The sequence below is a fragment of the Pseudomonas sp. efr-133-TYG-5 genome, assembly GCF_030209175.1.
Taxonomy (GTDB): Bacteria; Pseudomonadota; Gammaproteobacteria; order Pseudomonadales; family Pseudomonadaceae; genus Aquipseudomonas.
This window is the reverse complement of record NZ_JARVSM010000001.1, coordinates 282,384-306,488: the sequence shown is the minus strand read 5'-3', so window position 1 is coordinate 306,488 and position 24,105 is coordinate 282,384. Positions and strand designations below refer to the sequence as shown.

Sequence of the window (24,105 nt, the reverse complement as noted above, 5' to 3'; positions counted from 1 at the left end):
ACTACTCTCCACCAAGATCGGAAAAGGGTTTAAGCCCCATCAATAACCCATACAAACCGTGCAATGGCACGGGCAGCCACGTGGGGCGATTTTCGGCTTCATAGGCCACTTCGTAGGCCGCTTTCTCCAGACCGAACAACACCAGTGCGGCGTCGGCACCTTCAGGATCCTGCCAGGCATGATCAAGACTAGCTGCCGCGCGGCGATACGCCTCGACGAATGCCTCGCGGGCCTCACGCAGGTAGCGTTCGGCAACGCGGCGACGTGCCGCCTCGGCTTGCGGGCTGTTGTCGACGTTGTGCACGTTGATCGTCATCGCCGCCGCGTAATCGAACGAGCGCAGCACCCCACTGACGTCCTTGTACGGACTGTGCTTGCCGCGACGTTCGGCCAGAGGCCGCGCCGGTTCGCCCTCGAAATCGATCAGGTAGGCATCGCCCTTGATTACCAGCACCTGCCCCAGGTGCAAGTCGCCATGCACGCGGATACGCAAGCCGCCGACCGATTTCTTCGCCAGTTCCTGCACGTGGGCGAGAATGGCTTTCTTGTGATCCTGCAAACGTGCGACAAGTTTCTGATCCGCCGCATTGAGTTCGCCCTGATGCTGCTTGAGCAGTTTCAAGGCGTGCTCGATCTGTGCGGCAACGTCCTTGCCGCAGGCCTGGGCGTCCTTGGCGCTGCTGACCTGCGGGGCAAAATCCGGGTTGTCGCTGGGCGCAGCCAGAACCTGGTGCATTTCACCCAGGCGCTGGCCGAGCATGCCGGCGAAGTCTTTCAGTTCACCCAAGGCGTTGTAGTGCTGCTCCTGCTCGGACATGGCATCAGCCAGTTCGTCGCGCAGCGCGCGCTCCAGGTTGTTCTGCGTCCACTCCCAGGCATCGCCCTGATTGCTCAGGTAGCCTTGGGCGATCATCAGCAGGTTGTCTTGCCCACTGCCGTCGCGGCGAATCACCGACCCCAGCAGCGGAGAGATATTGGCAAATCCGGCCGCGGTCAGGTAAGCGCTCATCTCCAGTTCCGGGTGTACGCCAGAAGCGACTTTACGGATCAGCTTAAGTACCAGGCTATTGCCAATCACCACCGAGCTGTTGGATTGCTCGGCCGACAGATAACGCACTTCCGATTCGGCACCGAGGCCAAGCTGCTCCAGCTGCGGCGTCGATTCGAAGCGGATTTCGCCGTCATCGCTGGCCAGCACTGTATTGGCCTGCATGCCCTGCAGCACGGCGCGAATGAACGCCTCGAGACTGAAGGCATCGGTGATCAGCCCGACCTGACGACCACGCCGCACCCGAGCCAGTGCCAGCTGCTGCGGCAATGCCGGGCCGACCTGATCCTCGGCGATGAAACCGAACGGCAGTTGATAGCGACTGGTCTGCCCGCCGCTGCTGACTTCGATTTCGCTGAGCAGCACCGGATGCTGGGCATCGCCGAAGCGCACGCCGTAGGCCAGTCGGACCTGTTCGATCGCTGCGTCCTTGCCGGCGAACCAGCGCCGATTCTGCAACCAGCTCGGCAGAATGCCCTGCTCGAGGGTGGCGCGGCTCGGCGTTTCCAGCAGCTCCTCCATGCGTTTCTTCAGCACCAGGGTGGTGAAGTCCGGCAGGCTCTGCGCCGGTTCGACGTGCCAGCTCGGCATCTGGTTTTCCGCCGCCAGCACGAACCAGTAGAAGCCGTACGGCGCCAGGGTCAGCAGGAAATTCAACTGGCCGATCGGTGGGAAGGCGTTACCGCCGAGCATTTCCACCGGCACCATGCCGACGTAGGCCGACAGATCGAGCTCCGCCGCTTGTGCGCTGCGCGACACGTTGGCCACGCAGAGGATGATTTCGTGCTTGCCGTCGGCGTCGGTGAATTCACGGGTATAGGCCAGAATCCGCCGGTTGCTCGGCGAGAGCATTTTCAGCGTGCCGCGACCGAACGCCTTGGACTGCTTGCGCACGGCAAGCATGCGCCGCGTCCAGTTCAACAAGGAATGTGGATCGCCAGCCTGGGTTTCGACGTTGACCGACTGGTAACCGTACTGCGGGTCCATGATCGGCGGCAGCACCAGGCTGGCCGGATCGGCACGCGAGAACCCACCGTTGCGGTCAATCGACCACTGCATCGGCGTGCGCACACCGTCGCGGTCCCCCAGGTAAATGTTGTCGCCCATGCCGATTTCATCGCCGTAGTACAGCGTCGGCGTGCCGGGCATCGACAGCAGCAGACTGTTGAGCAGTTCGACGCGGCGACGGTCGCGCTCCATCAGCGGTGCCAGACGACGGCGGATACCGAGGTTGATCCGCGCACGGCGGTCAGCCGCATAGTAATTCCACAGGTAGTCGCGTTCCTTGTCGGTGACCATCTCCAGGGTCAATTCATCGTGGTTGCGCAGGAAGATCGCCCATTGGCAATTGGCGGGGATTTCCGGGGTCTGGCGCAGAATGTCGGTGATCGGGAAGCGGTCTTCCTGGGCCAGCGCCATGTACATGCGCGGCATCAGCGGAAAGTGAAACGCCATGTGGCATTCATCGCCATTGACCCCGGCGGCATCGGTGTCGCCGAAGTACAGCTGGGTGTCTTCCGGCCACTGGTTGGCCTCGGCCAGCAGCATGCGGTCGGGGTAATTGGCATCGATCTCGGCACGGATCTGCTTGAGGACGTCGTGGGTCTCCGGCAGGTTTTCGTTGTTGGTGCCGTCGCGTTCGATCAGGTACGGGATCGCATCGAGACGCAAGCCGTCAATGCCCATGTCCAGCCAGTAGCGCATCACCGACAGCACCGCTTTCATCACTTGCGGATTATCGAAGTTGAGGTCCGGCTGGTGCGAATAGAAGCGGTGCCAGAAGTACTGGCCGGCGACCGGGTCCCAGGTCCAGTTGGACTTTTCCGTGTCGAGAAAAATGATCCGCGTGCCGTCGTACTTCTGATCGTCATCGGACCACACGTAAAAATCACGCGCCGCCGAACCGGGCTTGGCCTTGCGCGCGCGCTGGAACCACGGATGCTGGTCGGAGGTGTGGTTGATGACCAGTTCGGTGATGACCCGCAGCCCGCGCTTGTGCGCCTCGGCAATAAAGCGCTTGGCATCGGCCATGGTGCCGTAGTCGCTGTGCACGCCACGGTACTCGGCAATGTCGTAACCGTCGTCGCGGCGTGGCGAGGGATAGAACGGCAATAGCCAGATGGTGTTGACGCCGAGTTCGGCGATGTAGTCGAGTTTGGCGATCAGGCCGGGAAAATCGCCGATTCCGTCATTGTTGGAGTCGAAAAAGGATTTGACGTGTACTTGATAGATCACCGCGTCCTTGTACCAGAGCGGGTCCTTGATGAAAGTGGCTGACTTGGGTTTCTTCGCCATGTGCAACTCCTGTTGAATTCTGTAAAAACCGTGAGCCGATCACTTGACTCGAAAACGGTGAGCAACCCTGTGGCAGCGAGCCCGCTGGCGAATGCGGATTAACCATCAGCATAAAATTCGCGCGAGCAGGCTCGGCGCCACAGGCGATCCGGGTTCAGGCCGTTATTCTCCAGATGCCGAACGGCTGGTACGAAGGATCGATACGCATGAATTGGTACTTGCCGTGCCAATCCCAGCGATGCCCGTTCATCAAGTCCTCACCGTGGGTCGTCGCGTCGTCCGGCAGTCCCATTTCCCACAGCGGCAGTTCGAAATTCGCTTCCTGGACGTTATGTGGATCAAGGCTGACCGCCACCAGAATGAAGTTGCTGCCATCGGCGCTGCGCTTGCCGAAATACAGGATGTTGTCGTTCCAGGCGTTGTAGATTTTCAGGCCCAGATGACTGTGCAGCGCCGGGTTCTGCCGGCGAATGCGGTTGAGCTGGGCGATCTCGGCAATGATGTTGCCCGGCGCATTGAAGTCGCGGACGCGGATCTCGTACTTCTCCGAATCGAGGTACTCCTCCTTGCCCGGCACCGGCGCCGATTCGCACAACTCGAACCCCGAATACATGCCCCACAGCCCGGACCCCATGGTCGCCAGCGCCGCGCGGATGAGGAATCCGGGCCGCCCTGATTCATGCAGGAACGCCGGGTTGATGTCCGGGGTATTGACGAAGAAGTTCGGCCGGTAGCACTCGCGCCACGGCGATTCGTTGAGTTCGCTGAAATACGTCGCCAGTTCGGCCTTGGTGTTGCGCCAGGTGAAATAGGTGTAGCTCTGGGTGTAACCGACCTTGCCCAGGCGCGCCATCATGGCCGGCGTGGTGAACGCTTCGGCGAGGAAAATCACCTCGGGATGCAGCGTGCGCACATCGGCGATCAGCCATTGCCAGAACGGCAGCGGCTTGGTGTGCGGGTTGTCGACGCGGAAAATCTTCACGCCTTCCTGCACCCAGCCAACAACGATATCGCGCAGCTCGACCCACAGGCTCGGAATGGCGTCCGGGGCGTAGAAGTCGACGTTGACGATGTCCTGATATTTCTTCGGCGGGTTCTCGGCGTATTTGATGGTGCCGTCCGGGCGCCAGTTGAACCAGCCCGGATGCTGCTTGAGCCACGGGTGATCCTGCGAACACTGAATGGCGAAATCCAGGGCGATCTCCAGGCCATGCTCGGCGGCGGCAGCCACCAGGCGGCGGAAATCTTCACGGGTGCCGAGCTGCGAATGAATCGCTTCGTGCCCGCCCTCCTCGCTGCCGATCGCATATGGGCTGCCGGGATCGTCCGGGCCGGCGGTCAGCGAATTGTTGCGGCCTTTGCGATGAGCACGGCCAATCGGGTGGATCGGCGTGAAATACAGCACGTCGAACCCCATGTCCTGAATCATCGGCAGGCGCGAGTGAACATCGTTGAAGGTGCCATGGCGGGCAGGATCGTCGGTAATCGAGCGGGGAAACAGCTCGTACCAACTGGCGAACTCGGCGAGTTCGCGCTCGACATCCACCGGGAATTCGGCACTGATGCTCAGGTAGGCGCGGTGATCGGCGTCCGCCATCAACTGCGCACTGCGCGAGTGCAGAAACAGTGCCACCTGCTCGGTTTCGAGCAGGCCGGACAATTCATGGTGCAGCGCCGCCAGTTGCTCGCTCAGTTGACCGTCGCTGCGCTCGGCCGCTTGTTGCACCATGCTGCGGCCTTCCTGCAGCTCGAGGCTGACGGGCACGCCGGCAGCGTGTTTCTTCTCCAGTTCGTACTGAAAACTGGCGAACTGGTCGATCCACGCCTCGATCAGGAACAGATAGCGGCCCTGGCGTTCAGGACGGAAACGCCCCTCCCAACCATTGTTGCCGAGATCGGCCATGACCTCGCTTTGCCAGGTTTCATCGCCGGTCTCGCGCCAACGAATGCGCACCGCGAGTTTGTCGTGACCGTCGGCGAATACCTTGCTGGTCACCCGCACCTCGCGTCCGGCAATGGCCTTGACGGCAAACTGCCCGCCGTCGAGGGTCGGCATGGTGTTCTCGATGACGATGCGCGGCATCAGCAACGCCTGAGACAGCGGGATATGCGGGTTGTAGCTCAATTCGGAAGGTTTTTCAGCAGTCATTGAGCATCTCTCCTTAACGCCCCAAGGACGCTCGTTTGCCTGTTCGGTATCCACGGCACGCCATCCGCCCGCCATGAACTCACTTAGGTTCCGAGCGATCCTCGCTGGCAAAAGTTCACAGCAATTACCGCGGACTTTTCCGCTGCCGACAAAAGCGGATCGAATTCGCTGCGAGGTGGTCAACCCACTTAAGCACTTCTCACGCCATGTGCCACACGGAGGTTCACCCGATGACAATCCCGATCCCCGCTGAAACACCCGATCCGAACATCGACAAACCGACCCTGCCGGAAACCGAACCGCAACCGATCCCCGAGCAGGAGCCCCCAGGCACCACGCCGCCGCCGAAGGAAGAACCGCCGAGTACGATGCCACCGGTGATCGTCTAGCACATGCCCTGCAGGAGTTGCCGAAGGCCACTCCTGCAGGGTTATCACGCCGCTGTTACAGATGCGGGTTCTTGTGCTCATCCTTTTCGAATAACCGCACAATTCTCGGCATCACGCTGAATATGCCCAGCGCCAGCAACGTGCTGAGCAGCGCCGTCGCCTCTTTGCCCAATCCGGTCGCCACACCGATCGCCGCCGTCATCCACAGCCCGGCGGCGGTGGTCAGGCCTTTGACGTGGCCTTCATCGCCCTGCTGATTTTTCAGAATCGTCCCGGCACCGAGAAAACCGATACCGGCGATGACGCCCTGCAACACCCTGCTCATGGCATCGGACTCGGCCCCGGACGTCTGCGGCACCAGCACAAACAGCGCCGCCCCCAACGCCACCAGCATGTGCGTGCGCACCCCGGCCGCCTTGCCCTTTTGCTCACGTTCAAAGCCCAGAATCCCGCCCAGCACCGCCGCCATCAGCAGGCGCACGGTGATGCGCGTCAGTTGCGAGGCATCGCCGATGTCGGCGAACTCCGCTTGCAGCGTTACCCACACTTCATGCCACCAGGCGTCCATCGCTGCGTCCTTCTTATAAGTAGTCAGTCGATGGACAACGCCGACCATTAATCGGTTGCGTAGAACGATCACCCACCGTCGAGCCCTAAACCTCTAGCCACCCCCGAAAAAAGGACAGTCTCATGCCCCTTCGAATCGATGAATCCAATCCCGAATCAAAAGTGTGTTTTTTCACTGTCGAAAATGGTGAGGAAATTCGTATATGCGACACGCTGGAAGTGAAGACCGACAGTGAAAAGGCCATGTCTTTCGTGGAAGTCGAAAGCCGGCGTATTTACATCACCGAAGCAGAAGCCGACGCATTGACCGTCGCAGGCGCCAGGGACGGTCGTAAGCACCTGAAGGCTGACGAGAGTGATTCGGTGATTTGACTGACCCTGATCAACACCTCGCGCAGACGCCTGCGATAGGCGTTTGCGCCTGCGCCTGCGCGCTGCTTCAAGTTGTCGCAGGGTGCGCGCGCAAAGGCATCTGATACGCTTTTTATTCAGATAGCTGAGTCTGTTATGCAAACAGATCGGCGCTCATGATTCGTTCGCCTGATGGAGGCTGATGAGCGAACGACCATGAGCGAACAAATCCCCGTCCGAACCGTAGAAGTTGCTCCACCGCAGATAAAAAGTGTGCCTGGTCGCCCAATGAAGGCGAAGGCCGGCTCCACCGACAAGCACATTCACACCCGCAGTTTTACCGGGTTGTTCCGCACCCTGCGGATGAGCGGCGCGGGATTTCTGTTCGTGCTGTTCTTCGGCACCGTGTGGCTGAACTGGGGCGGCCGGCAGGCAGTGCTCTGGGACCTGTCGGAGAGCAAATTCCACATCTTTGGCGCAACGTTCTGGCCGCAGGATTTCATCCTGCTCTCGGGATTGTTGATCATCGCCGCGTTCGGCCTGTTCGCCATCACCGTGTTCGCCGGCCGGGTCTGGTGCGGCTACACGTGCCCGCAGAGCTCGTGGACGTGGATTTTCATGTGGTGCGAGAAAGTCACCGAGGGCGAACGCAATCAGCGGATCAAGCTGCAAGCGGCGCCGTGGGGCCTGAACAAACTGCTGCGCCGCGCCGCCAAGCACAGCCTTTGGCTGGCCATCAGCCTGCTGACCGGCCTGACCTTCGTTGGCTACTTCACACCGATCCGGCCGCTGGCCGAAGAACTCCTGACCCTGCAGATCGGCGGTGTCAGCCTGTTCTGGGTGCTGTTCTTCACCGCCGCCACCTACATCAATGCCGGTTGGCTGCGCGAAGCGGTGTGCATGCACATGTGCCCGTATGCGCGGTTCCAGAGCGTGATGTTCGACAAGGACACCTTGGCCATTTCCTACGACGTCGCCCGCGGCGAAAACCGTGGTCCGCGCAAACGGGATGTGAAACCCGCCGAAGCCGGCCTCGGCGACTGCATCGATTGCCAGTTGTGCGTGCAGGTATGCCCGACCGGCATCGACATCCGCGACGGCCTGCAAATGGAGTGCATCGGGTGTGCCGCGTGCATCGACGCCTGCGATTCGATCATGGACAAGATGAATTACGCCCGCGGCCTGATTCGCTACACCTCCGAGCGTGAATTGCAGGGTGGCAAGACCCATCTGCTGCGCCCGAGACTGATCGGCTACGTCGCGGTGCTGGTGGTGATGATCGGCGCCCTTGCCCTGGCCTTGGTTGAACGGCCGATGGTGTCGCTGGACGTGACCAAGGACCGTGGCCTGTTCCGTGAGAACGGTCAGGGCCAGATCGAAAACATCTACACCCTCAAGGTCATCAACAAGACTCAGCAGCACCAGGACTACAGCCTGAGCCTGGTGGATGGCGATGGCTTCCAGTTGCAAGGCAAGACCGAACTGAGCCTGGCGCCGGGCGAAATTGTCGATGTGCCGGTATCCGTGGCGATGACCACCGACCGTGCGGCGAGCAGCTCGCAGACCCTGAGCTTCAAGATTGCCGACAGTGATGAACCCGACGTTTATAGCGTGGCGAAGAGCCGGTTTGTTGCGCCGATGAATCGCTGAGCCGTTAGACTGCGGCGCGGTCATTCGCCAGCAGGCTCGCTCCCACAGGGGAATGCGGTCAACTGTGGGAGCGAGCCCGCTCGCCAGTGAAGGCAACGCGATCTACCAGAATGAACCCCAACCCGGACCCAAGATGAAACGCTACGAAAAATTCGCCGACGACATCGCTGAACTGATCCGCTCCGGGGTTCTCGGCCCCGGCCAGCGCGTGCCCTCGGTGCGTTACGCCAGCCAGACCTACGGCGTCAGCCCGTCCACGGTGTTTCAGGCCTATTACCTGCTCGAGCGCCGCGGCCTGATTCGTGCGCGGCCGCGCTCCGGTTACTTCGTCAACACCCACGCCCCGAGCCCGTTCTCGGAGCCGGTAATCAGCAGCCACGTCAACGACTCCACCGAGGTCGACGTCAGCGAACTGGTGTTCTCGGTGCTGGAATCGATCAAGGACCCGAGCACCGTGCCGTTCGGTTCGGCCTTCCCCAGCCCGACTCTGTTTCCGCTGCAGCGTCTGTCCCGTTCGCTGGCCAGCGCCGCGCGGGAGATGGACCCGCGCATGGTGGTCACCGACATGTCGCCGGGCAATCCGCAACTGCGCCGGCAGATCGCCCTGCGCTACATGGTCGGCGGGCTGATGTTGCCGATGGAGGAATTGCTGATCACCAATGGCGCGCTCGAAGCCCTGAACCTGTGCCTGCAAGCCGTGACCGAACCGGGCGATCTGGTGGCCATCGAGGCGCCAGCGTTCTACGCCAGCCTGCAAGTGTTGGAGCGGCTCAAGCTCAAAGCCGTGGAAATCCCCGTGCACCCGCGCGATGGCATCGACCTCGGCGTGCTCGCGCAGACGCTGGAGCGGCATCCGATCAAGGCCTGCTGGTGCATGACCAGTTTCCAGAACCCGATGGGCGCGACCATGCCCGAAGCAAAAAAGCAGGAACTGGTCGAACTGCTGCGCCGACACCAGGTGCCGCTGATCGAGGACGACGTCTACGCCGAGCTGTATTACGGCCAGCAGGCGCCGAAACCGGCCAAGGCCTTCGACACCGAGGGACTGGTGATGCATTGCGGCTCGTTCGCCAAAAGCCTGGCCCCCGGCTACCGCATCGGCTGGGTCGCCGCCGGGCGCTACGCGCAGAAAATCGAACGACTGAAACTGATGACCTCGCTGTGCGCCTCGATGCCGGCGCAAGCGGCCATCGCCGACTACCTGCAACACGGCGGCTACGACCGCCACCTGCGCAAACTGCGCTACGCCCTGGAAGAACAGCAAAGCGCCATGCTCGCGGCCATCGCCCGTTACTTCCCGGCGCAGACTCGCGTCAGCCAACCGGCCGGTGGCTACTTCCTGTGGCTGGAGCTGCCACCGCAGATGGATTCGCTGAAATTGTTTCAGATGGCGCTGGCCCAGGGCATCAGCATTGCGCCGGGGCCAATCTTTTCGCCGACCCAGCGCTTTCGCAATTGCATTCGCTTGAATTACGGCAGCCCGTGGACCGAGGACTCGGAAAAGGCGATGGAAACGCTGGGGCGGATTGTGCGCTCGTTCTGACACTCGGATATTGACTGTGCTGGCCCCATCGCTGGCAAGCCAGCTCCCACAATATTGGATGTCAGCCGCGAATATTGTGTCCGGCGCTGAAACCTGTGGGAGCTGGCTTGCCAGCTCCCACAATGTTGGATGTCAGCCGCAAATATTGTGTCCGACGCTGAAACCTGTGGAGGCTGACTTGCCAGCTCCCACAATTGGATGTCAGCCGCGAATATTGTGTCCGACGCTGAAACCTGTGGGGGCTGACTTGCCAGCTCCCACCATTGGATGTCAGCCGCGAATATTGTGTCCGGCGCTGAAACCTGTGGGAGCTGACCTGCCAGCTCCCACAATGTTGGATGTCAGCCGCAAATATTGTGTCCGACGCTGAAACCTGTGGGAGCTGGCTTGCCAGCGAATCGGCCAGTTCAGCCCACACAAATGGCAAAGATCAGCGCCCGCCACCCAGATCGACAAACGTTCCCGTGGCATACGAAGCCTTGTCCGACAGCAGCCAGACAATCGCCTCGGCCACTTCATCAGGCCGACCGCCTCGGGCCATCGGGATCGCCGACTCCAGTTTGCTGACGCGGTCCGGATCGCCGCTCAAGGCGTGGAAATCGGTATAGATGTAGCCCGGACGCACCGCGTTGACCCGGATCCCCTCGCCCGCGACTTCCTTGGACAGGCCGACGGTGAACGTGTCAAGCGCGCCCTTGGACGCGGCGTAGTCAACGTATTCGTTGGGCGCGCCCAGACGTGCCGCGACCGATGAAACGTTGACGATGCTGCCACCCTGCCCGCCATGTTTGGGCGACATGCGCAGGATCGCGTGCTTGGCGCAGAGGATCGGCGCCAGAACGTTGGTTTTCATGATTTTCAGGATGCGGAATTCGGACATTTCGTCGACCCGCGACTTTTGCCCCACGGTGCCGGCGTTGTTCACCAGCGCAGTGACCCGGCCCAGCTCGGTGTCGACCCGGTTGAACAAGGCGATCACCTCGTCTTCGATGCTGACGTCCGCGCGCACGGCAATGGCCTGCGCGCCCAGGGCACGCACCTGATCGAGAACCTGATGAGCGGCCTCTTCATCGGACTGATAGTTGATGCAGATCCGATAGCCCTGCGCGGCAGCCAACAACGCCGTGGCGGCCCCGATTCCGCGCCCGCCGCCGGTGATCACAATGACTTTATCCATGCTGGCCTTCCCCCAAATGCACACGTAACAGTCGGGGCCAAGAATAACCGCCATTGCCGGGTTTTGCATGGGCTGTGTGTGGCCGGGGCACCGGCCAGCACTGACGAGCCGGTGCCGATGCCTGAATCAGACGGCGGTCAGTCGCTGACCGCGCATGATGTCCTGCATGAAGCGATCCGCCGGCATCGGATGGCCGAGCAGATAGCCTTGCAACGAATCGCAGCCCAGTTGCGTCAGGAAGTCCTGCTGCACACCGGTCTCGACCCCTTCGGCAACGATCCGCAAGCCCAGCGCCTGGCCCAGCGCGACAATCGCCGAAACAATCGCGGCGTCATCACTGTCGTGCTCGAGATCGCGCACGAAGCCGCGGTCGATCTTCAGCTCGTTGGCCGGCAGGCGCTTGAGGTACATCAGGCTCGAATAGCCGGTGCCGAAGTCGTCGATGGACAGATCGACGCCCATGTCGGACAGCTCCTGCAACACCGTCATGCTCGCATCGGCGTCACTCATGGCGGTGGTTTCGGTGATTTCCAGGGTCAGGCTGTTGGCCGGCAGATGATGGGTGGCCAAGGCCTTGGCCACGCTCTGCACCAGCCCGGCGTGACAGAACTGCAACGCCGACAGGTTCACCGCAATGCGCCAGTCGGTATAACCAAGCACGTACCACTCGCGCATCTGGCGGCAGGCTTCGTTGAGCACCCACTCGCCAATCGGAATGATCAGTCCGGTTTTTTCCGCCAGATCGATGAATTTGTCCGGCATCAGCATGCCCTGGGTCGGGTGCTGCCAGCGCAGCAGCGCCTCGGCCCCGACCGGACGGCCGTCGGCGGCGTCGAACTTGGGCTGGTAATGCAGGCTGAACTGGCGCTGCTCTACCGCGGCACGCAGGTCCTGCAACAATTGCAGTTGTTTGCGCGCGTTGCTGTTCATCGACACGTCGAAGAAGCTGTAGCCGTTCTTGCCGCCGCCCTTGGCGTGGTACATCGCAGCATCGGCGTTCATCAGCAGTTCCTGGGCGTTCTGGCCGTTGCCCGGATACAGCGCAATGCCGACGCTGGCGGAAATCTGCAGGTCATGTTCGGCGACCCGGAACGACTGCCCGATCAGGCCGACCTGGCGTGCCGCCAGCCCCAGTGCATCATCCGGCTCGTCGAGGCGCACCAACAGGACGAACTCGTCGCCGCCGATCCGCGCCAGAGTGTCCATGCTGCGCAAATCCTCACGCAGACGCACCGCCACCTCACGCAGCAACTGGTCGCCCATGTGATGACCGAACGCGTCGTTGACCGGTTTGAAACCGTCCAGATCGATGAACATCAGCGCAAAACAGCCGCCCTGCTCGTTGACCTTCTTCATCGCCTGATTGATCCGGTCATCCAGCAACAGGCGGTTGGGCAGGCCGGTCAGGGTGTCGTGCAGCGCCAGTTGGGTCAGTTCGCGGTTGGCGACGGTCAGCGAATGGGCCAGATCGGCGGTGCGCGCTTCGAGGCGGGCGTCGAGAATCGACGTCAGCAAGGCGATGCTCAGCACGGCCAGCGTGGTGATCAGCACCAGATTGTCCAGGCCGTTGCCGTTCAGGCCGCTGAGCGCCGCGCCACAGAAACTGCCCTCGGCGAAGCGCGCCGCCGCCATGCCGGTGTAGTGCATGCCGACGATCGCCACACCCATCACCACCGCCGCCCCGGCGCGGAAAACGCGGACATAGGGTGAATGCTGACGCAGGCGGAAGGCGATCCACAGGGCGGCGGCCGATGCGCCGACGGCAATCACCAGCGAGGCGCCGAACAAGGTCGGGTCGTAATCGATGCCGGGTTGCATGCGCATCGCGGCCATGCCGGTGTAGTGCATGGCGCTGATGCCGGCGCCCATGATCAACGCGCCAAACGCCAATTGCCACGCCGGCAGTTTCGGCTGGCTGACCAGCCACAGCGCGAAGCCGCTGGACAGCACCGCGATCAGCAACGACAGCGCGGTGATCGCAATGTCGTAACCGAGGTTGATCGGCAGTTTGAAGGCCAGCATGCCGATGAAGTGCATCGACCAGACGCCGATGCCCATGGCAAAGGCGCCGCCGGCGGTCCACAAATGCACGGCCCGCCCCTTGGCGGTGGCGATGCGGCCGGTGAGATCGAGTGCGGTGTAGGAAGCGAGGATCGCCACACACAGCGAGATGAAAACCAGGGTGAAGGAATAGCTACCGATGAGCATGGAAGTTCTCGTGACCACCCCACCGTACTGCGTCCGTTCTCAGCGGGGGCAAATGCGGCGATTGTACTGATTGCGCAGCAGAACGCACTGACAAAGTAACCAATTTGCCATCAAGCCGATGAAACGCTTGTTTGACACATTTCCACGGCTCTCGATCGGCAGACGAAACGCGGCCGATTCCCACGTAAATCAAGGCAATCGTGCCAAGTTTTTACTGGATATCGCTGCTTTCCAGCTGGCCATCCCAGCCACCGCCGAGCGCCGCGATCAATTGCACGCTGGCGATCAGGCGACTCTGCAATACGTTGAGCACGCTGCGTTCATTGCTCAGCGCGGTGGCCTGCACCGTGACCACGTCGAGGTAGGCGATAAGCCCGGCCTTGTACTGGTTTTCGGTCAGGCGCAACGAATCGCGCGCGGCGTCGAGCGCCTCCTGGCGCACCACCGCTTCGTCCTCGTACACCTTCAACTGCACCAGGTAGTTTTCCACTTCGCGGAAGCCATCGAGCACGGTCTGTCGGTACTTGGCCACCGTCTGGTCATACACCGCCTCGGTGCGGTCGACTTCCGCCGAGCGAATACCGCCGTCGAACAGCGGCAAGGTCAGTTTCGGCCCGACCGACCAGAAGCGGTTCGGCAGGCTGATCAGGTTCTGCGAAGTACTGCTGCTGTAGCCGCCACTCAGGCTCAGGCTCAGGTCCGGGTAGTACGCTGCCTTGGCCACGCCGATGTTGGCGTTGGCGGCGATCACCGAGCGTTCCGCCGAGGCGATGTCAGGACGTCGCTCCAGCAGTTGCGACGGCAGGCTCAGCGGAATCTGCGGCAACTTGGGGATGTCCTGGGTTTCCGCCAGGCTGAACTGCGCCGGCGGCTGGCCGATCAGCACCGCGATGGCATTTTCGAACTGGGCGCGCTGCCAGATCAGGTCCACCAGGTCGCCCTGGGTCGACTTCAATTGAGTCTGGGCCTGCGCCACCGCATCACGCCCGGAAACCCCGGCGTTGTACTGGTTCTGAGTCATCTTCAGCGAGCGCTCATAGGCCGCCACCGTCGACTCGAGCAGGCGCTTTTGCTGATCGATCACGCGCAATTGCAGGTAGTTCTGCACCAGTTCCGACTGCTGGCTCAGGCGCATCGCCGCGAGGTCGGCGAAGCTGGCCTGGGCGCTGGCCTCGTCGGCTTCCAGACCGCGGCGCAACTTGCCCCAGATGTCCGCTTCCCAACTGACGCCCAACTGCGCGTTGTAGGTGTCACGGATGCCACTGGCGGAACTGCTCAGGCTCGAACTGCTGCTGCCGGTGCCCTGACTGGAACGGGTCTTGCCCACACTGAGATCGACGCTGGGGTAAAACGCGCCACGGGCGCTGCGCACCAGTGCCTGGGCTTGGCGGTACTGCGCTTCGGACTGGGCGACGGTCTGGTTGGCGCTGTTGAGTTTCTCGATCAGTTCGTTGAGCTGGCGGTCGCCGTACAGCTCCCACCAGGCGCCACGGGCAAGAGAATCGCTGGGGTTGGCCTGACGCCAGCCCTCGGCCTCTTTGTACTGGGCGATTTCGGCGGTTTGCGGCCGGTGATAGTCCGGGCCGACGGCGCAGGCACTGAGCATCGCCACACACAGCGACAGACTCAACAGGCGCGAGCCCCGGGCAGTGGCCAGATTGAGAAGCGAACGGTCAGTCATAGCGGAGTTTCCAGTGCGGCATCGGTACGTACGCCACGCCATTTATTGAAGCGATGGCGCAGTTTGTCGAGATAGAGGTAAACCACCGGGGTGGTGTAAAGGGTCAGCACCTGGCTGAAAATCAGCCCGCCGATAATGGTCAGGCCCAGCGGCTGGCGCATTTCCGCGCCTTCGGCACGGCTGAGCAACAGCGGCAGTGCGCCAAGAATCGCCGCCAGCGTGGTCATCAGGATCGGCCGCAAGCGTTGCAGGCAGGCGCTGCGGATCGACTCCAGCGGAGTCAGGCCCTGATGGCGCTCCAGTTGCAGTGCCAGGTCGATCATCAGGATCGCGTTCTTCTTCACCACCCCGATCAGCAGGAACAAGCCGAGCAGCGAAATCAGGCTGAATTCGCCGCCCAGCGCATAGATCGACAGCAACGCACCGACCCCGGCCGACGGCAACGTCGAGAGAATCGTCAGCGGGTGAATGTAGCTTTCGTACAGCACACCGAGCACCAGGTACACCGCCAGCAGCGCACCGAGGATCATCAACGGCTGACTCTTCTGCGTGGCGGCGAAGGCATCGGCGGTGCCGGCCATTTTCGCGATGACATCTTCCGGCAGGCCGACCTTGGCAATCGCCCGCTCGATGGCGGCACTGCCCTGCTCCACCGTCACGCCTTCGGCCATGTCGAAGGCAATGCTTTCGGAGGCAAACTGGCCCTCATGGCTGACGCGGTCGTCCTCCAGGCTGTTTTCGTAATGGGCGAAAGTCGACAATGGAATCCGCGCGCCGTCGGCGGTGATGACCTGCACCTGCTTGAGCGTGACCGGGTCCTGGGCGTATTTCGGATTGACCTCCATCACCACCTGGTACTGGTTGAGGCTGTCGTAGATCGTCGAGATCTGCCGCTGGCTGTAGGCGTTGTTCAGCACGGCAGTGACCATGTTCATGTCGACGCCCAGGCGCTTGGCCTGATCACGGTCGACAATCAGCGTCACTTGCTGCGCACCGCGGCCTTCGCGGGCATCGATAGCGGTCAGCTCAGGCAAGGCGCGCAGTGCGGTGACCACTTTCGGATACCACTCACGGAGCGCTCCCAGATCACCACTCTGCAGGATGTAGCTGTACTGCGACGTGGTCTGCTCGCGACCGCCGCCGAATTGCAGGTCCTGGTCGGCCATCAGCATCAATTGCGCGCCCGGCACCTTGGGCATTTCCTTGCGCAGGCGCTCGATGACCTTCTGCGCGGAAATATTGCGTTCCTTGATCGGTTTCAGGCGCACCAGCATGAAGGCGTTGTTGGTGCCGTTGGTGCCACCGATGAAACCGGCGACGCTTTCCACGGCCGGGTCCTTGAGCACTTCGCGGCGGAAGATTTCCATCTTCGGCTGCATCACGCTGAACGACAGGCCGTCATCGCCACGCACGAAGCCGATCAACTGGCCGGTGTCCTGCTGCGGCATGAAGGTCTTCGGCACCACGACATACAGGGCCACGTTGACGCCGACCGTGACGATCAGACTGAGCAAGGTCAGGCGCCGGTGCCGCAGCACCCAGTCGAGGCTGGTGGCGTACTTGCCGACCATCCAGTCGTTGGTGCGCCGGCTCCAGCGTTGCAGGCGGTTTTCCTGGCCCGGGGTGTGCGGCTTGAGCCAGCGCGCGCAGAGCATCGGCGTCAGGGTCAGCGAGACCACCAGCGACACCACGATGGCCGCCGCCAGCGTGATGGAGAACTCGCGGAACAGGCTCTCGACGATTCCGCCCATGAACAGGATCGACAGGAATACCGCGACCAGCGACACGTTCATCGACAGCAAGGTGAACCCGACTTCCCTGGCCCCGAGGTACGCGGCCTGCATCGGTTTGACGCCTTCGTCGATGTGCCGGGAAATGTTCTCCAGCACGACGATGGCGTCGTCCACCACCAGCCCGGTGGCGAGAATCAGCGCCATCAGCGACAGGTTGTTCAGCGAAAAGCCGTAGAGGTACATCACGGCAAAGGTGCCGACCAGCGACACCGGCACCGCCAGGGTCGGGATCAGCGACGCGCGGAAGTTGCCGAGAAACAGAAACACCACCAGGATCACCAGCGCCACGGCGATCAGCAGGGTCATCTCCGCTTCGTGCAGGGTGGCCTTGATCACTGGCGAGCGGTCCATCGCCAGGTTCAGCTTGACGCTGGCCGGCAAGACCGCCTGCAGCGCCGGCAGCTGGGCCTTGATCTCGTTGACCGTTTCGATGATGTTGGCGCCGGCCTGGCGGTTGATCACCAGCAGTACCGCCGCGTCATCGTTGAAGAAACCGCTGTTGTAGCGATCCTCGACGCCATCGCTGACCTTGGCCACATCCTTGAGGCGCAGCGCGGCGCCATCGGCGTAATGGATGATCAGCGATTCATAATCCTTGGCTTTCTCCAGTTGATCGTTGGCCTGGATCTGCCACAGCCGCTGGCCGTCCTCGACCGAACCTTTCGGCCGCCGCACGTTGGCCTCGGCAATGGTCTTGCGTACGTCATCCAGTGCCACGCCGTACTGGTTCAGCGCCTGCGGTTCGAGCTCGATGCGCACCGCCGGCAGCGAACTGCCGCCAATCTGCACTTCACCGACACCCTGCACCTGGGACAGGCTCTGCGAGAGAATGGTCGAGGCCAGGTCGTAGAGCTGGCCCTTTTCCAGCACATCCGACGTCAGCGACAGCACCATGATCGGCGCTTGTGACGGGTTGACCTTCTTGTAGGTCGGCATGCTGCGCATCCCGCTCGGCAGCAGATTGCGCGAGGCGTTGATCGCGGCCTGCACTTCCCGCGCCGCGCCGTTGATGTCGCGGTCGAGGTCGAATTGCAGGATGACCCGGGTCGAGCCCTGGCTGGAGCGGCTGCTCATGGTGTTGACGCCGGCAATCGCGCCAAACGAACGTTCCAGCGGCGTGGCCACCGTGGAGGCCATGACTTCCGGACTGGCCCCCGGCAGGCTGGCCTGCACCACGATCACCGGGAAATCCATCTGCGGCAGCGGTGCCACCGGTAGCAGGCCGAAACTCACGCCCCCCAGCAACATGATCGCCAGGCTCAGGAGCATGGTCGCCACCGGGCGCTTGATGAAAGGACCGGACAGGTTCATGGCTGTTCTACCGGCTCCACCGCCGAAGGCGCACGGCCCCAGCGTCGACCGAGACGGTCGAAGTACAGATAGATCACCGGCGTGGTGAACAAGGTCAGCACCTGGCTGACCAACAGGCCACCCACCATCACCAGCCCCAGCGGCTGCCGCAGTTCTGCGCCCGAACCGGTGGCCAGCATCAACGGAACCGCACCGAAGAGAGCTGCCAGCGTGGTCATCAGGATCGGTCGGAACCGCAACAGCGCCGCCTGATAGATCGCCTGTTCCGGCACCATGCCCTGGTTGCGTTCGGCGTCGAGGGCGAAGTCGATCATCATGATCGCGTTCTTCTTGACGATGCCGATCAGCAGGATGATGCCGATGATCGCGATCATGCCCAGGTCATTGCCGCTGAGCAGCAACGCCAGCAAGGCGCCGACCGCCGCCGACGGCAAGGTCGATAGAATGGTGATCGGATGGATATAGCTCTCGTAGAGCACGCCGAGCACGATGTACATGGTCACCACCGCCGCCAGGATCAACAGCAAGGTGCTCGACAGCGAAGCCTGGAACGCTTCGGCCGCGCCCTGGAACTGGGTCTGCACGCCAACCGGCATGCCGATGTCCTTCTGCACCTGCTCGATGACATCCACCGCATGCCCCAGCGCCACGCCGGGCGCGAGGTTGAACGACATCATGACCGCCGGGAACTGGCCGATGTGCGTGATCGCCAGTTGCGCCTGGCGCTCTTCGACATGGGCCAGGCTCGACAGGCGCACCTGCGCGCCGTCGGTGGTCTTGACGTGAATCTGATCCAGCGCCTGCGGGCCGATCTTCTCGCCCGCCTGCGCCTGCAGCACCACACGGTACTGGCTGGCCTGGGTGTAGATGGTCGAGATCTGCCGCTGACCGAAGGCGTCGTACAGCGCGTCGGTGATGTTCGACACCGACACCCCGAGGCGCGACGCCGCATCGCGGTCGATCACCAGATAGACCTGCAGGCCCTTGTCCTGCAGATCGCTGGCGACGTCGGTGAGCTCCGGTCGCTGGGCCAGTGCCTCGACCAGGCGGCCGCTCCACAGGCTCAGCAACTCGGAATCCGGCGACGACATGCTGAACTGGTACTGGGTACGGCTGACACGGTCTTCGATGGTCAGGTCCTGCACCGGTTGCATGAACAGGCGGATCCCCACCAGTTTGTCCAGTTGCGGTTGCAGGCGCGCGATCACTTCGGCGGCGCTGAGATCACGCTGCCCGTGTGGCTTGAGGTTGATCAGCAAGCGGCCGCTGTTGAGCGTGGCGTTGTCACCATCGACACCAATGTAGGACGACAGGCTCTGTACCGCCGGATCCTGCAGGATGATTTTCGCCAGTTCCTGCTGACGCTCGCCCATGGCGGCGAAGGAAATCGACTGCGGCGCTTCGGAAATACCCTGGATCACCCCAGTGTCCTGCACCGGGAAGAAGCCCTTGGGCACCACCATATAAAGAAACACGGTCAGCGCCAGGGTGGCGATGGCCACCAGCAGGGTCAGCGGTTGGTGCTTGAGCACCCACTGCAACTTGCGCCCGTAGGCGGCGATCATCCAGTCGATGAAGCCACCGCTGGCGCGGTAGAAACGGCCCTGCTCGTGTTCCTGCGGCTCACGCTTGAGCAGGCGCGCGCACATCATCGGCGTCAGGGTCAGCGAAACCACCAGGGAAATCAGGATGGCCACCGCCAGGGTGATGGCGAACTCGCGGAACAGCCGCCCGACCACATCGGCCATGAACAGCAGCGGTATCAGTACGGCGATCAGCGACAGGGTCAGGGAAATCAGGGTGAAGCCGATCTGCTTGGCGCCCTTGAGCGCGGCCCGCATCGGACTGTCACCCTCTTCGATGAAGCGCGCGATGTTCTCCAGCATGACGATGGCGTCGTCGACCACGAAGCCGGTGGCGATGGTCAGCGCCATGAGCGTCAGGTTGTTTACCGAGAAACCGGCCAGGTACATGACGCCGAAGGTGCCGATCAGCGACAGCGGCACCGCGACCGACGGAATGATCGTGGCACTGGCACGGCGCAGGAACAGGAACGTCACCATCACCACCAGGGCGATGGCGATCAGCAGTTCGTGCTGCACGTCGGTGACCGAGGCGCGGATGGTCTGGGTACGGTCGGTGAGAACGGTGACGTCGAGGCCGGCCGGCAGGTTGTCGGTGATGCTCGGCAGCAGTGCCTTGATCCGGTCGACCACTTCGATCACGTTGGCGCCCGGCTGGCGCTGGATGTTCAGCAGCACGGCCTGATTCTGGTTGGCCCACGCGGCGAGCCGCTCGTTCTCGGCGCCGTCGACAATTTCCGCGACATCCTTGAGCCGCAGCGGCGCACCGTTCTTGTAGGCCAGAATGAGGTTGGCGTAGTCCTTGGGCGATGTCAGCTGGTCATTGGCGTCGAGCATCGACACCCGGGTCGGGCCGTCGAAGTTGCCCTTGGGCTGGTTGACGTTGGACGCGCCGATCAGGGTGCGCACGTCCGACAGGTTGAGGCTGTTGGCCGCCAGGGCTTCGGGGTTGACCTTGATCCGCACGGCCTGGCGCTGGCCGCCGGCAATGCTGACCATGCCGACGCCGCTGATCTGGGCGATCTTCTGCGCCATGCGCGTATCGACCAGGTCGTTGAGCTTGGGCAGGAGCATGGTTTTCGAGGTGATCGCCAGGGTCAGCACCGGGGTATCGGCCGGGTTGACCTTGTTGTACACCGGCGGCGCCGGCAGATCGGTCGGCAACAGATTGGTCGCGGCGTTGATCGCCGCCTGCACCTGCTGTTCGGCGACATCCATGTTGATATCGAGGCTGAAGCGCAGGGTCAGCACCGAGGCACCGCCCGAGCTGGTCGAGGCCATCTGGGTCAGGCCGGGCATCTGGCCGAACTGGCGCTCCAGTGGCGCGGTGACGGCACTGGTCATCACGTCCGGACTGGCACCGGGGTAAAGCGTCATGACGCGGATGGTCGGGTAATCGACCTGGGGCAACGCCGACACCGGCAGCAGACGATAAGCGATCAGACCGGCCAGGACGATGGCCAGCATACTCAGCGTGGTGGCTACCGGACGGAGAATGAACAGCCGCGAAATGTTCATGCGCCCTTCTTGGCCTTGTCGGTGACCGCGGTATCGGCCGGAGTGGCAGCGGTTTTGCCTTGCAGGTGTTCGGTCGGGGTGGTGGGCACGTCCTTGCTGTCGTTGACCACTTCCACTTCACTGCCTTCCTTCAGGCGGTCGGTGCCTTCCAGCACCACGCGATCGCCCGCGGCGAGGCCCTCGGTGACCACCGTGTTGGTACCGTCGCTGGCGCCGATCTTCAACTGGCGAATGGTGACTTTCCTGTCGCCGTCCAACGCGTAAACGAAAGTGCCGTTGGTGCCGAACTGGATGGCGGCGGACGGCGCCAGCACGACGCCTTTGAGGGTGTCGGCCAGCAGGTGGACGTTGACGAACTGATTGGGGAACAGCGCTTGATCGCGGTTTTCGTAGCGTGCCTTGAACTTCAGGGTGCCGGTGGCCACGTCGATCTGGTTGTCGAGGCTTTGCAGGACGCCGGTGGCCTGCAGTTTGGTATCGCCCCGATCCCACGCTTCAGCCGGCAGCCTGGCGCCGCTGCGATAACGGGCGAGCACGGTTTCCAGGCTGTTTTCCGGCAAGGTAAAGGCAACACTGATCGGCTGGGTCTGGGTGATGACCGCGAGGAACGTCGTGTCGTTGGCGGCCACCAGGTTGCCGACGTCGAGCTGACGCAGGCCGATGCGGCCGGCAATCGGCGCGCGGATCTTGGTGAATTCGAGGTTGAGCCTGGCGTCGTTGACCGCCGCCTGATTGGTTTTCACCGTGCCGAGGTACTGGCCGACCAGCGCTTCGGCGGTGTCCAGGGTCTGCTTGGCAATGCTGTCTTCCTTGAACAGGCCGCGATAGCGCTGGACGTCGACCTGGGCATTCTTCAACTGGGCCTGGTTCTGCAGCAGCGTACCTTCGGCCTGGAGCAAGGCGTTCTGGTACGGACGCGGGTCGATTTCCGCCAGCAGGTCGCCGGCCTTGACCATTTGCCCTTCTTCGAAATAGATCTTCACCAGTTCGCCGCCGACCCGGCTGCGCACGTTGATGGTGTTGAGCGCAGTCACCGTACCGAGCGCCTTGTAGTACAGCGGGAAGTCCCCGGTAACCGCCGGCGCCACGCGTACCGGAATGGGACCTGCCGCACCGCCGAAGCCCGGACGCATCATCCCCGAACGACCGGCATGACCGGCCGCAGCCTTCTCGCCGCCCTCCTTGTGGGTCGAACCGGCGGGCCAGAATTTCCAGCACAGGACGGCGATGACCAGCAGCACAAGCAGGCTGAGCAGCCAGCGACGAGAGTTACGGGAGGACGATTGCATGGAGTGATTAACCATTGGGCGCGTGGGCTTCTTTTACAGGAGGCTGAACGATAAGCACTGGTGGGGATTAAGCAAAGCGCATTTACCGGCAATTTACCTTCAACTTACGTTTCAAGGTGTGAGGCAAAACACTGATACACAAATGAAAACGGCCTGGACAGGGCCAGGCCGTTAACAATTGTAAAACGCTTGTTTCAGAACACTTATTTCAGCACGGCCAGGGCGGCGTCGTAGTTCGGCTCCTGGGCGATTTCCGGCACCAGCTCGCTGTACAGAACGTTATCGTTCTCGTCCAGCACCACCACGGCACGGGCGGTCAGGCCCTTGAGCGGACCGTCGGCGATGGCCACACCATAGTTCTCGATGAACTCGGCGCCGCGCAGGGTCGACAGGTTCTGGACGTTTTCCAGGCCTTCGGCGCCGCAGAAACGCGCCTGGGCGAACGGCAGGTCAGCCGAGATGCACAGCACCACGGTGTTGGCGATGTCGTTGGCCTGGGCGTTGAACTTGCGCACGGACGTCGCGCAGGTCGGCGTGTCGACACTTGGGAAGATGTTCAGCACTTTGCGCTTGCCGGCGAAGTCCTGCAGGGTGACGTCGGACAGATTGCCGGCAACCAGGGAAAAGGCTGGCGCCTTGGAACCGGCTTGTGGCAACTGGCCGTTGACTTGAACCGGGTTGCCTTTGAGAGTGACTTGAGCCATGAACGGAGTCCTTCTTTTAACGTTGTTGGAAAGCATGCAAGAGGCCGAAGTTAACCACGAAATTGTCCTACGACCTATGCCTGAACGGAAATTGTCATACTCCGGCACACAAAACTGGATACAACCCCACTGACAGCCCCGCCCTCGCCTATTGCGCGCCGATGTTCATGAATACACGCACGCAACGAATCTGCGCCTCTCATCGCCGACACATGCCGTATCCAAGCGACATTTGTCAAAACCCGGGTCCGCATCTTTTATTCAGAGACCTGTCGATTCACGCCCGGCTCGTTCGACTATGCAGTGAATCACTCACCCGCCAGCGGAGATCCACACCATGCGATTCATGATCATCGTAAAAGCCAGCGCAGAGTCCGAAGCCGGCGTCATGCCCAGTGAAGAACTGCTGACCGCCATGGGCAACTACAACGAAGAACTGGCCAAGGCCGGCATTCTGGTCTCAGCCGACGGTCTGCATCCCAGCAGTAAAGGCGCGCGCGTGCGGTTCTCCGGGGAACAGCGCAGCGTGATCGACGGCCCCTTCGCCGAAACCAAGGAGCTGATTGCCGGCTACTGGATCTGGGAGGTGAAGTCGAAGGCCGAAGCCATCGAATGGGTCAAGCGCTGCCCCAACCCGATGCCGGGCACCGACGCCGAGATCGAAATTCGCCAGGTGTTCTCGGCGCAGGACTTCGGCGCCGAGCTCACCCCGCAACTGCGTGAACAGGAAGAGCGGATTCGCGAGCAATCGAAAAACCGCTAGAACAGCCCGGCACTTCTGGAGCTGCGCCAGGCAGCTCCACCCCCTCCACAGGCATTCTGCGAGGTTGTACACAAAACCAAAGAATT

15 protein-coding genes are annotated in these 24,105 nt (G+C 62.2%); 5 read left to right on the top strand and 10 right to left on the bottom strand.

Features of this window, described 5'->3' with window-relative positions; translation table 11 throughout:
• Position 1: 1 nt before the first annotated feature.
• Both treS and QRN70_RS01380 read right to left on the bottom strand, forming a co-directional pair.
• Positions 2–3,343 carry a maltose alpha-D-glucosyltransferase gene (treS, locus tag QRN70_RS01385; protein WP_285415428.1) on the bottom strand — a complete coding sequence of 1,114 codons (3,342 nt, stop codon included), beginning with the start codon at positions 3,341–3,343 and terminating at the stop codon, positions 2–4.
• Positions 3,344–3,497: 154 nt separating this feature from the next.
• A complete protein-coding gene (locus tag QRN70_RS01380) occupies positions 3,498–5,492 on the bottom strand; it encodes an alpha-1,4-glucan--maltose-1-phosphate maltosyltransferase (protein ID WP_285415427.1) in 1,995 nt (664 codons plus the stop codon).
• A 230-nt stretch (positions 5,493–5,722) separates the two neighbouring features.
• On the opposite strand from QRN70_RS01380, the gene QRN70_RS01375 reads away from it, so the two are divergent.
• Positions 5,723–5,881, top strand: coding sequence for a hypothetical protein (locus tag QRN70_RS01375; RefSeq protein WP_172828146.1), 159 nt, complete (start codon positions 5,723–5,725; stop codon positions 5,879–5,881).
• Between the two features lie 55 nt (positions 5,882–5,936).
• On the opposite strand, the gene QRN70_RS01370 is transcribed toward QRN70_RS01375, so the two are convergent.
• Positions 5,937–6,449: an MgtC/SapB family protein gene (locus QRN70_RS01370; protein WP_285415426.1), complete on the bottom strand. Its 513-nt coding sequence runs from the start codon at positions 6,447–6,449 to the stop codon at positions 5,937–5,939.
• A 122-nt stretch (positions 6,450–6,571) separates the two neighbouring features.
• On the opposite strand from QRN70_RS01370, the gene QRN70_RS01365 reads away from it, so the two are divergent.
• The 3 genes from QRN70_RS01365 (at position 6,572) to mapR (ending at position 9,992) form a co-directional block, all read left to right on the top strand.
• Complete coding sequence (locus tag QRN70_RS01365) at positions 6,572–6,820, top strand: DUF3203 family protein (RefSeq protein ID WP_285415425.1); 249 nt, start codon at positions 6,572–6,574, stop codon at positions 6,818–6,820.
• A 195-nt stretch (positions 6,821–7,015) separates the two neighbouring features.
• Positions 7,016–8,449 carry a cytochrome c oxidase accessory protein CcoG gene (gene ccoG / locus QRN70_RS01360; RefSeq protein WP_285415424.1) on the top strand — a complete coding sequence of 478 codons (1,434 nt, stop codon included), beginning with the start codon at positions 7,016–7,018 and terminating at the stop codon, positions 8,447–8,449.
• Positions 8,450–8,582: 133 nt separating this feature from the next.
• Complete coding sequence (gene mapR / locus QRN70_RS01355; RefSeq protein ID WP_008087199.1) at positions 8,583–9,992, top strand: GntR family transcriptional regulator MpaR; 1,410 nt, start codon at positions 8,583–8,585, stop codon at positions 9,990–9,992.
• Positions 9,993–10,422: 430 nt separating this feature from the next.
• Here the strand turns inward: mapR and QRN70_RS01350 are convergent, their stop codons facing one another.
• The 7 genes from QRN70_RS01350 to tpx all read right to left on the bottom strand — a co-directional run bounded on the left by QRN70_RS01350 (position 10,423) and on the right by tpx (position 23,256).
• Positions 10,423–11,169, bottom strand: a complete 747-nt coding sequence (locus QRN70_RS01350) for an SDR family oxidoreductase (protein WP_285415423.1) — start codon at positions 11,167–11,169, stop codon at positions 10,423–10,425.
• Between the two features lie 126 nt (positions 11,170–11,295).
• Positions 11,296–13,377 (bottom strand): putative bifunctional diguanylate cyclase/phosphodiesterase, encoded by a 2,082-nt coding sequence (locus QRN70_RS01345; RefSeq protein ID WP_285415422.1) that lies wholly within the window; start codon positions 13,375–13,377, stop codon positions 11,296–11,298.
• Positions 13,378–13,588: 211 nt separating this feature from the next.
• On the bottom strand, positions 13,589–15,058 hold the full coding sequence (locus QRN70_RS01340; RefSeq protein ID WP_285415421.1) for an efflux transporter outer membrane subunit: 1,470 nt from the start codon (positions 15,056–15,058) through the stop codon (positions 13,589–13,591).
• Complete coding sequence (locus QRN70_RS01335; RefSeq protein WP_285415420.1) at positions 15,055–18,162, bottom strand: efflux RND transporter permease subunit; 3,108 nt, start codon at positions 18,160–18,162, stop codon at positions 15,055–15,057. The genes QRN70_RS01340 and QRN70_RS01335 overlap by 4 nt, the downstream gene beginning before the upstream one ends.
• On the bottom strand, positions 18,159–21,263 hold the full coding sequence (locus QRN70_RS01330) for an MdtB/MuxB family multidrug efflux RND transporter permease subunit (RefSeq protein ID WP_285415419.1): 3,105 nt from the start codon (positions 21,261–21,263) through the stop codon (positions 18,159–18,161). Before QRN70_RS01330 ends, QRN70_RS01335 begins: the two co-directional genes overlap by 4 nt.
• A complete protein-coding gene (locus tag QRN70_RS01325) occupies positions 21,260–22,567 on the bottom strand; it encodes an MdtA/MuxA family multidrug efflux RND transporter periplasmic adaptor subunit (protein WP_285415418.1) in 1,308 nt (435 codons plus the stop codon). Before QRN70_RS01325 ends, QRN70_RS01330 begins: the two co-directional genes overlap by 4 nt.
• Positions 22,568–22,755: 188 nt before the next feature.
• Complete coding sequence (gene tpx / locus QRN70_RS01320; protein ID WP_285415417.1) at positions 22,756–23,256, bottom strand: thiol peroxidase; 501 nt, start codon at positions 23,254–23,256, stop codon at positions 22,756–22,758.
• Between the two features lie 337 nt (positions 23,257–23,593).
• Here tpx and QRN70_RS01315 point away from each other — a divergent pair, with 337 nt between their 5' ends.
• Positions 23,594–24,019 carry a YciI family protein gene (locus tag QRN70_RS01315; RefSeq protein WP_285415416.1) on the top strand — a complete coding sequence of 142 codons (426 nt, stop codon included), beginning with the start codon at positions 23,594–23,596 and terminating at the stop codon, positions 24,017–24,019.
• The last annotated feature ends 86 nt before the right edge of the window (positions 24,020–24,105 follow it).